Raw genomic sequence first — 309 nt, 5'->3', positions numbered from 1 at the left:
GACACGTTCACCGAGAGTCTGTTTTCCGTGCGCAAGCTGGACGATTTCGTTCCGACCTCGCATCCGCTGCGCTCGATTCGCGTCATGGCGAACGAGGCGCTGGCTAAGATGGATCGGGTGTTTGCCGAGATGTACGAGGCCGACATCAAGGGAGGTCGGCCGAGCATCGCGCCGGAGAAGCTGGGCGCGATCAAATTTGAAGTGCAACACCTTGCTCGTGTAAGGTGTGCCAATGCAAAAAAGAAGTTACCAACAACTGCAGCCTGAAGAACGCATGACGATTGCAAGCATGAAGCAGCAGGGTTCGAG

1 pseudogene is annotated in these 309 nt (G+C 56.0%); it reads left to right on the top strand.

The annotated features are described in order from the left end of the window. A pseudogene (locus F6X42_RS43185) lies at positions 1 to 183 on the top strand (transposase); the annotation flags it as partial. Positions 184 to 309 lie beyond the last annotated feature (126 nt).

It is taken from the genome of Paraburkholderia podalyriae (genome assembly GCF_014397785.1).
Taxonomy (GTDB): Bacteria; Pseudomonadota; Gammaproteobacteria; order Burkholderiales; family Burkholderiaceae; genus Paraburkholderia; species Paraburkholderia podalyriae.
The sequence above is the reverse complement of the archived record's forward strand: the minus strand, read 5'-3'. Positions and strand labels throughout refer to the sequence as shown.